Source organism: Actinomadura sp. BRA 177 (genome assembly GCF_013372625.1).
Classification (GTDB): Bacteria; Actinomycetota; Actinomycetes; order Streptosporangiales; family Streptosporangiaceae; genus Spirillospora.
Genome location: NZ_JABXFD010000531.1, coordinates 1 through 7,852, shown reverse-complemented (window position 1 = coordinate 7,852; position 7,852 = coordinate 1). Strand labels below are relative to the sequence as shown.

Annotated in this window: 9 protein-coding genes; 4 read left to right on the top strand and 5 right to left on the bottom strand. The window is 72.0% G+C overall.

From position 1 onward, the window contains the following. Window positions 1-120 precede the first annotated feature (120 nt). A complete protein-coding gene (locus tag HUX53_RS30255; RefSeq protein WP_176406630.1) occupies window positions 121-1,059 on the bottom strand; it encodes a CoA ester lyase in 939 nt (312 codons plus the stop codon). A 39-nt stretch (window positions 1,060-1,098) separates the two neighbouring features. On the opposite strand from HUX53_RS30255, the gene HUX53_RS30250 reads away from it, so the two are divergent. Beyond that, window positions 1,099-1,599 (top strand): hypothetical protein, encoded by a 501-nt coding sequence (locus tag HUX53_RS30250; protein WP_176406629.1) that lies wholly within the window; start codon window positions 1,099-1,101, stop codon window positions 1,597-1,599. Here HUX53_RS30250 and HUX53_RS30245 read toward each other — a convergent pair whose 3' ends face one another. Then, the gene (locus tag HUX53_RS30245; RefSeq protein ID WP_176406628.1) at window positions 1,600-2,487 is read right to left on the bottom strand and encodes an RNA polymerase sigma-70 factor; all 888 of its coding nucleotides are present in this window, start codon (window positions 2,485-2,487) and stop codon (window positions 1,600-1,602) included. A 129-nt stretch (window positions 2,488-2,616) separates the two neighbouring features. On the opposite strand from HUX53_RS30245, the gene HUX53_RS30240 reads away from it, so the two are divergent. Together HUX53_RS30240 and HUX53_RS30235 are read left to right on the top strand one after the other, a co-directional pair. Then, window positions 2,617-3,915 (top strand): CBS domain-containing protein, encoded by a 1,299-nt coding sequence (locus tag HUX53_RS30240; RefSeq protein ID WP_176406627.1) that lies wholly within the window; start codon window positions 2,617-2,619, stop codon window positions 3,913-3,915. Further along, window positions 3,912-4,409 carry a DUF1003 domain-containing protein gene (locus HUX53_RS30235; protein ID WP_176406626.1) on the top strand — a complete coding sequence of 166 codons (498 nt, stop codon included), beginning with the start codon at window positions 3,912-3,914 and terminating at the stop codon, window positions 4,407-4,409. The genes HUX53_RS30240 and HUX53_RS30235 overlap by 4 nt, the downstream gene beginning before the upstream one ends. On the opposite strand, the gene HUX53_RS30230 is transcribed toward HUX53_RS30235, so the two are convergent. Beyond that, window positions 4,406-4,861: a MarR family transcriptional regulator gene (locus HUX53_RS30230; RefSeq protein WP_309237504.1), complete on the bottom strand. Its 456-nt coding sequence runs from the start codon at window positions 4,859-4,861 to the stop codon at window positions 4,406-4,408. The genes HUX53_RS30235 and HUX53_RS30230 overlap by 4 nt on opposite strands. Window positions 4,862-4,971: 110 nt before the next feature. Here HUX53_RS30230 and HUX53_RS30225 point away from each other — a divergent pair, with 110 nt between their 5' ends. Continuing rightward, a complete protein-coding gene (locus HUX53_RS30225; RefSeq protein ID WP_176406624.1) occupies window positions 4,972-6,111 on the top strand; it encodes an Mrp/NBP35 family ATP-binding protein in 1,140 nt (379 codons plus the stop codon). Between the two features lie 53 nt (window positions 6,112-6,164). Here HUX53_RS30225 and HUX53_RS30220 read toward each other — a convergent pair whose 3' ends face one another. Continuing rightward, complete coding sequence (locus tag HUX53_RS30220; RefSeq protein ID WP_176406623.1) at window positions 6,165-6,518, bottom strand: sec-independent translocase; 354 nt, start codon at window positions 6,516-6,518, stop codon at window positions 6,165-6,167. Between the two features lie 135 nt (window positions 6,519-6,653). Then, the coding region (locus HUX53_RS30215) for a S1C family serine protease (RefSeq protein WP_176406622.1) at window positions 6,654-7,852 on the bottom strand (1,199 nt) is incomplete at its 5' end.

Genomic DNA, 7,852 nt, shown 5'->3' with positions numbered 1-7,852 from the left:
GGGGCGTGCGGGTCGGCGGGGGTGGGGTCCGGGGGTGCCCCGCCGTTGGTCTCCCCTGGTTCTGACACGTGTGACCCCTCCCGGTTAACCCTTCGCGTGTGGGACGAATCGTACGGGGCGTCAGTTCCCCGCCGGGTCGAGGCGCCGGGTGCGGGCCAGCCCGGCGGCGCGGCCCTTGGCGGCGATGACGAGGGCCATCTTGCGGGACGCCTCGTCGATCATCTCGTCGCCGAGGGTGGCGGCGCCGCGTCCCTCGCGGAGGGAGTGGTCGTAGGCGTCCAGGATCAGCTCGGCGTGGTCGTAGTCGTCCTGGGACGGCGAGAACACCGCGTTCCCGGCATCGACCTGCGACGGGTGCAGGACCCACTTGCCGTCGAAGCCGAGCGCGGCCGAGCGCTGCGCGACGCGCGTGAAGGCGTCCACGTCGCGGACGTTGAAGTACGGCCCGTCGATGGCCTGCAGGTCGTGCGCGCGGGCGGCGATCAGGATCCGCATGAGGATGTGGTGGTATGCGTCGCCCTCGGTGTAGCCCGGCGGCTGCTCGCCGACGACGAGGGTCTTCATGTTGAGGGACGCCATGAGGTCACCCGGCCCGAGCACCAGGGCCTCCAGCCGGGGCGAGGACGCGGCGATCGCGTCGATATGGGTCAGGCCGCGGGCGTCCTCGATCTGCGCCTCGATCCCGATGCGGCCCACGGGCAGGTCCATGGCCTGCTCGATCTGCGTCAGGAGCCGGTCGAGCCATTGGACGTGGGTGGCGTCCGACACCTTCGGCAGCATGACCGCGTCCAGGTTGGCCCCGGCGCCCTCGACGACCTCGATCACGTCCCGGTAGGCCCAGTGGGTGTCCAGGTCGTTGACGCGCACCACCCGCGTCCTGCCCGACCAGTCGCCCTCGTTGAGCGCGGCGATGACGGTCTTGCGGGCGTCCTCCTTGGCGGACGGCGCTACCGCGTCCTCCAGGTCGAGGAAGATCTCGTCGGCGGGCAGGCCCTGCGCCTTCTCGATAAAGCGCGGGTTGCTGCCCGGGACGGCGAGGGTGGTACGTCGAGAGCGCATGGCCCGGATGCTATCCAGCCGGTGTGAGACCCTTCGGGCATGGGTCTGAACAGGGCGCTGGTGGAGGAGGCGGCCAAGAAGTCGGGGCTGCTGTGGCTGGACCTGCCGGGCCTGCCGCAGCCGAGGGCCGCCTGGCATGTGTGGCACGACGGGTCCGCGTACGTGCTGACCGGCGGCGAGGGCGAGCAGCCGCTGCCGGGCCTGGCCGAGTCCGCGCACGTGCCGGTGATCCTGCGCAGCAAGGACAAGGGCGGACGCCTCCTCACCTTCATCGCCGACGTGGAGGTGGTCGAGCCGGGCTCCGAGCTGTGGGACGCCGTGACGCCGGTCATCGCCAAGGAGCGCCTCAACGCCCGCACCCACGAGGGCCAGATCGAGACGTGGGCGACCGAGTCGTGGATCGTCCGGCTGACCCCGGCGGACGAGATCACCGAGGCCACCGATGGGTACGCGACCGTCCGCCCGGTCCCGACCCCGGCGACGACCGCCGTCGCGCCGCCGCGCATGTTCGGCGGCAAGCGCCGGCAGGCCGACCGCTAGCTACATCGGCAGCCGGCGGCCCTCCGCGAGGGCGCGCAGCTTGTCCGGGTTCGCGACCAGGTGGATCGTCTGGACCTGCCCGGCCGGGTCGATGTCCACGGTGAAGGCGCTGATCGGGCCGTCCGGGCCGGCCACCACGACGGCCGGCTCGCCGTTGACCACGACGCGCTCGAAGCGCATGTCGCCGGCGGCGACGCCCTCGTAGGTCACGCCGCTGATCCCGGCGAGGAAGCGGCCCACCTTGCCGGCGCCGAAGATCGCCCGGCGCGGCGCGCGGACCTTGCCGCCGCCGTCCGACCACAGCGCGACGTCGGGGGCGAGGACCTCCATGAGCCGGTTGATGTCGCCGCCGAGGACCGCGTCGAGGAACCGCTCGGTCGCGGCGCGCCGCTTGGCGCCGCCCGCCTCGAACCGGGGGCGGCGCGCCTCCACGTGCTTGCGGGCGCGGGTGCCGAGCTGCCGCACGGACGTCTCCGACCGGTCCAGCGCCCGCGCGATCTCCGCGTAGGGGTAGCCGAAGACCTCCTTGAGGACGAAGACGGCGCGCTCCAGCGGGCTCAGCGTCTCCAGGACGACCAGCATCGCCATCGACACCGACTCCGACAGCTCGGCGTCCTCGGCGATGTCCGGGGACGTCAGCATCGGCTCCGGCAGCCACGGCCCGACATAGGTCTCCCGCCGAGCCCGCGCCGAGCGCAGCCGGTCGAGCGCCACATTGGTGGTGATCCGGACGAGGTAGGCCTTCGGGTCGGCCACCTCGGACCGGTCCCCCGCCGACCAGCGCAGCCACGCGTCCTGCACGGCGTCCTCGGCGTCGGCCGCCGTGCCCAGCATCCGGTAGGCCACCGCGAACAGCAGGTTCCGGTGCTCCTCGAAGGCATCGGTCATCGTCGTCAAGCCTCTCATGCACCCTAGGACGGGATGCCCGCGCGGAATGTGACACATCCCGCGCCCGAAGAGTCCGGTGTGCCACGCCGGGTCCGGATCAGGGGCGCGATCATGGGTAGTGTCCCGGGCATGAGCGGAGCTCCGACGCGGGTGTACATCGCCCGGCTGGCGGGCATCGCGGTGTTCGATCCGGCCGGCGACCAGGTCGGCCGGGTCCGCGATGTCGTGGTCGGGCTGCGGCTGGCGCCGCGGCCGCCGCGGGTGCTCGGGCTGGTGGTGGAGGTCGCGTCGCGGCGGACGGTGTTCCTGCCGATCACCCGGGTGACGGTGATCGAGGCGGACGCGATCATCTTCGACGGGCGGCTGAACGTGCGGCGGTTCAGCAAGCGCGAGTCGGAGACCCTGGTCATCGCGGAGATGCTGGACCGGACGATCCGGTTCTCCGAGTCCGGCGAGTCCGTCTCCGTGGTGGACGTCGCGATGGAGCCGACCCGCACCCGGGACTGGCTGGTCACCAAGGTCGCCGTCCGCCGCCGGACGGGACGCGGGCTGCGCCGGCGCGGGGAGAGCCTGGTCGTCGACTGGGACGCCGTGGAGGGGTTCTCCGCCGTCGAGCACGGGCAGGGCGCCGCCGGGCTGATCGCCGCGTTCGGCCAGATGAAGGCCGCCGACCTCGCCAACATCGTGCACGAGCTGCCGGCGAAGCGGCGCACCGAGGTCGCGGCGGCGCTGGACGACGAGCGGCTCGCCGACGTCCTGGAGGAGCTGCCCGAGGACGACCAGGTCGAGATCCTCGGCAAGCTCGGCGTGGAGCGGGCCGCCGACGTGCTGGAGGCGATGGGCCCGGACGACGCCGCCGACCTGCTCGGCGAGCTGCCGACCGAGCAGCGCGAGCGGCTGCTGACGCTGATGGAGCCGCAGGACGCGGCGCCGGTGCGGCGGCTGCTCACCTACCCCGACTACTCGGCGGGCGGGCTGATGACCACCGACCCGGTGATCGTCCCGCCGGACGCGACGGTCGCCGAGGCGCTCGCGCTGATCCGCCGCCCCGACCTGAACCCGGCGCTCGCCGCGCAGGTGTACGTGTGCCGGGCGCCGAGCGCGACGCCGACCGGCCAGTACCTCGGCACGGTGCACTTCCAGAAGCTGCTGCGCGAGCCGCCGCCGACGCTCGTCAGCGGGATCGTCGACACCGAGCTGGACCCGCTGCGCCCGACGATGTCGCTGGAGGCCGTCGCGATGTTCCTGGCCACCTACAACCTCGTCGCGGGCGCCGTCGTGGACGAGAACGGGCATCTGCTCGGCTCGGTGACGATCGACGACGTCCTCGACCACCTGCTGCCCGAGGACTGGCGGGAGACGGCGATGGACGCCGCCGCCGAGGTGTCCGCCGATCCCGAGGAAGAGGCTCTCCGGGGGACGACATGATGACGACACGCCCGATGACCGCCCGCCTGGACCAGCCGAGGGAGATCCGCCGGACGCTGCTGCCGCGCCCCCACTACGATCCGGAGTCGTTCGGGCGCCTGTCGGAGCGGATCGCGCGGTTCCTGGGCACGGCGCGGTTCATCGTCTACATGACCGTGTTCATCGCGGTGTGGCTCGCCTGGAACGTGTTCGCCCCGTCCTTCCTGCGCTGGGACCCGTACCCGTTCATCTTCCTGACGCTGATCCTGTCGCTGCAGGCGTCCTACGCGGCGCCGCTGATCCTGCTCGCGCAGAACCGGCAGGACGACCGGGACCGCGTCCAGTACGAGCAGGACCGGTCGCGCAACGACCGCACGATCGCCGACACCGAGTACCTGACGCGGGAGATCGCCGGGCTGCGGGTGGCGCTGAACGAGGTCGTCACCCGCGACTTCCTGCGCTCGGAGCTCCAGCAGATCATCAAGGAGCTGGACGCGAAGGAGCACGTCCCCTAGCCGGGGAGCCGCTCGTCGGCGAGCTTGTCGAGGATGTGCCCGAGGGTGCGCAGGTCGGCCTCGTCCAGGCGGCTGAGCATGTGGTCCTGGACGCCCTGCCGGTAGGTGGGGGTCGCGGCGGCGAGCAGGTCCCGTCCCGCGTCGGTCAGCACGGCGAACAGGCCGCGGGCGTCGTCCGCGCAGGACTGCCGGGCCACCAGCCCGTCGCGCTGCAGCCGGTCGACGAGCCGGGTCAGGCCGCTGCGCGACAGCAGGACGCGGTCGGCGAGGTCGTTCATCCGCAGCCGCCCGCCCGGCGCCTCGCCGAGATGCATGAGCACCTCGTAGGGGCCGAGCGCGAGGCCGTGCCGGGCCAGCAGGTCGGCCTGCAGGCGCCGGGACAGCTGCGCCTGCGCCCGCAGCATCGTCCGCCAGACGACCAGCTCGGCGGCCGTGAGGGTACCGGTGGTCACCGGACCGATGTTACGGCCGGCGGGCCGCGCGCGCGATGGAGACCCACGCGACATGTGAGGACGGCCACCCTGATTAGCAGGTAGGGCCCACGGGTTCATACCATGGACGCATGGCCTCCCAATTGACTACCGAGCGGGTGACCGAGGCTCTCGCCACGGTGAACGATCCTGAGATCCACAAGCCCATCACCGAGCTCGACATGGTCAAGAGCGTCGACATCGCCTCGGACGGCACCGTCCGCGTCGGCGTCTACCTGACCGTGGCGGGGTGTCCGATGAAGGACACCATCACCAAACGTGTCACGGAGGCCGTCTCCAAACTCGACGGGGTCGCCTCGGTGCAGGTCGAGCTGGACGTGATGAGCGAGGAGCAGCGCAAGAACCTGCAGACCAAGCTCCGCGGCGGACAGCCCGCCAAGGAGATCCCGTTCGCCAAGCCGAACTCGCTGACCAAGGTGTACGCGGTGGCGAGCGGCAAGGGCGGCGTCGGCAAGTCGTCGGTGACGGTGAACCTCGCCGCCGCGCTCGCCGCGCAGGGCCGCAAGGTCGGGGTCGTGGACGCCGACATCTACGGCCACTCGGTGCCGCGGATGCTGGGCGTGCGGAACTCGCCCACCAAGGTCGAGGACATGATCCTGCCGCCGACGGCGCACGACGTCAGCGTGATCTCCGTCGGCATGTTCACCGCCGGGAACCAGCCGGTCGTGTGGCGCGGGCCGATGCTGCACCGCGCGCTCCAGCAGTTCCTCTCGGACGTGTACTGGGGCGACCTCGACATCCTGCTGATGGACCTGCCGCCCGGCACCGGCGACATCGCGATCTCCGTCGCGCAGCTGCTGCCGTCCGCGGAGATCCTCGTCGTCACCACCCCGCAGCAGGCCGCCGCCGAGGTGGCCGAGCGGGCCGGCGCGATCGCCGCGCAGACGCACCAGCAGGTCGTCGGCGTGATCGAGAACATGTCCTACCTGTCGTGCCCGCACTGCGGCGAGCAGCAGTTCATCTTCGGCGAGGGCGGCGGCCAGACGGTCGCGGACGCGCTGACGAAGACGCTCGGGACCCGCGTCCCCATGCTCGGCCAGGTGCAGATCGACCCGCGCCTGCGCGAGGGCGGCGACAACGGCGTCCCGCTGGTCCTGTCGGACCCCGACGCCGGCGCCGCCAAGGAGCTGCGCACCATCGCCGACAAGCTCGCCGGCCGCAGCCGCGGCCTCGCCGGCATGTCCCTCGGCATCAGCCCCAAGGGCCGGTAACACGCGACGAGAAAGGCCCCGCCGGACGTCCGGCGGGGCCTTCGTCGTACCGATCAGGTCGCTTCGTTGTCGAAGGGGGGCTTCTCGCCGTTCAGCTGGCCGGCCGCGGTGGCGTAGGACGGCTCGTCGTCGAAGAGGCCGTTGCCGTTCTTGGTCGCCGGGTAGGTGTCGTCGTCCTCCAGCAGGTGCTTGCGGACGAACGTCTTGGGGTTGAGGTCGTTCAGGTCGAAGTCCTTGAACTCCGGCCCGAGCCCCTCCTGCAGGTCCGCCTTGGCGCTGTCGGCCATCTGCCGGAACTGCCGCAGCATCCGGCCGGCCTGCCCGGCGACCTGCGGCAGCTTGTCCCCGAAGATGACCAGGGCGAGGACGACCAGCACCGCCATCTCACCGAGTCCGACGTCGAACACCCGTCCTCCACAAGCCGTCAGGGGCCGGTCCCCGCGGACCGGCCCCCTCAGCGTATCCCGAGCCCGGACGAACCGGACCTGCGGATCCTGGCGAGTCATTGCGGGAAGCCCCCACACCCCCGCTCCAGGCTCCGGTCAGTCTGCGCCCAGCGTCACCTGGACCGTGCTCTCCTTGCCGTCGCGCTGGTAGGTGACCTTGATCTGGTCGCCGGGGGCGCGGCTGCGGATCTGCGCGATCAGGTCGGTGGCGTCCTCGATCGGCTTGTCGTCGATCTTGGTGATGACGTCGCCGGGCTTCAGCCCCGCCTTGTCCGCCGGGCCGCCCTTGATCACCGGGTCCTGCCCGTTGACCTGCTGCGACATGATCTTGGCGCCGCCGTCCTGGTAGCGCGGGTCCGGGAAGACGCCGAGCTTGGCCTGCCGGACGGTGCCGCTGCGGATGATCTCCTCGGCGACCCGCTTGCCCTGGTTGATCGGGATCGCGAAGCCGAGGCCGATGCTGCCGCTGCGCTGCTCGCCGCCGAGGGACTGGCCGCCGAGCGTCGCGATCGCGGTGTTGATGCCGATGACGCGGCCGTTCGCGTCCACCAGCGGGCCGCCCGAGTTGCCGGGGTTGATCGCCGCGTCGGTCTGGATCGCGTTCAGGTAGGACGCGTCGCCGCCGCCCTCGCCCTGCGTGGGCACGGCCCGGTTCAGCGAGCTGACGATGCCGGTGGTGACCGAGCCCTGCAGGCCGAGCGGCGAGCCGATCGCGATCACCGGGTCGCCGACGGCGATCTTGCTGGAGTCGCCGAGCGGCAGCGCGGGCAGCGAGTGCTGCCCCTCCGGCTTGAGGACGGCGACGTCCGAACTCGGGTCGGAGCCCTTCACCGTCGCGGGCAGCGTCTTCTTGTCGTTGAAGACGATCTGGATCTGCCCGCCGCCCGCGCCGGCGACGACATGGTTGTTGGTGACGACGTAGCCGCCGTTGACGATGAAGCCGGTCCCGCCGACCTCGCCCTGCGCGGACTGCACGCGGATCATCACGACGCTCGGCAGCACCCGCTGCGCGACCCCGGCGACGGAGTCCGGCGGGCGGCTCTGCACCTTGGTGTCGTTGCTGTCGCTGCCGCCGAGGCTGACCGAGCCGCCGTTGCCGTCGCCGTTGGTGGCGATCACGCCGATCCCGGCGCCGAGCGCGCCGGCCACCAGCGCGACGATCAGCGCGACGACGGCGAGCAGCCCGAGGCCGGGTCCGCCGCGCGAGGACGGCGGCATCGCGGGCACCGGCGCCCAGTTCGGCCCGGTGCCGCCGGGCGGCATCCCGTAGCCGGACATCGGGCGGGGCCCGGGAC

Bases quoted from the DNA above. Each gene is read 5' to 3' on its own strand.
- HUX53_RS30255 (WP_176406630.1), bottom strand. From the start codon at position 1,059: ATGCGCTCTCGACGTACCACCCTCGCCGTCCCGGGCAGCAACCCGCGC.
- HUX53_RS30250 (WP_176406629.1), top strand. From the start codon at position 1,099: ATGGGTCTGAACAGGGCGCTGGTGGAGGAGGCGGCCAAGAAGTCGGGG.
- HUX53_RS30245 (WP_176406628.1), bottom strand. From the start codon at position 2,487: ATGACCGATGCCTTCGAGGAGCACCGGAACCTGCTGTTCGCGGTGGCC.
- HUX53_RS30240 (WP_176406627.1), top strand. From the start codon at position 2,617: ATGAGCGGAGCTCCGACGCGGGTGTACATCGCCCGGCTGGCGGGCATC.
- HUX53_RS30235 (WP_176406626.1), top strand. From the start codon at position 3,912: ATGATGACGACACGCCCGATGACCGCCCGCCTGGACCAGCCGAGGGAG.
- HUX53_RS30225 (WP_176406624.1), top strand. From the start codon at position 4,972: ATGGCCTCCCAATTGACTACCGAGCGGGTGACCGAGGCTCTCGCCACG.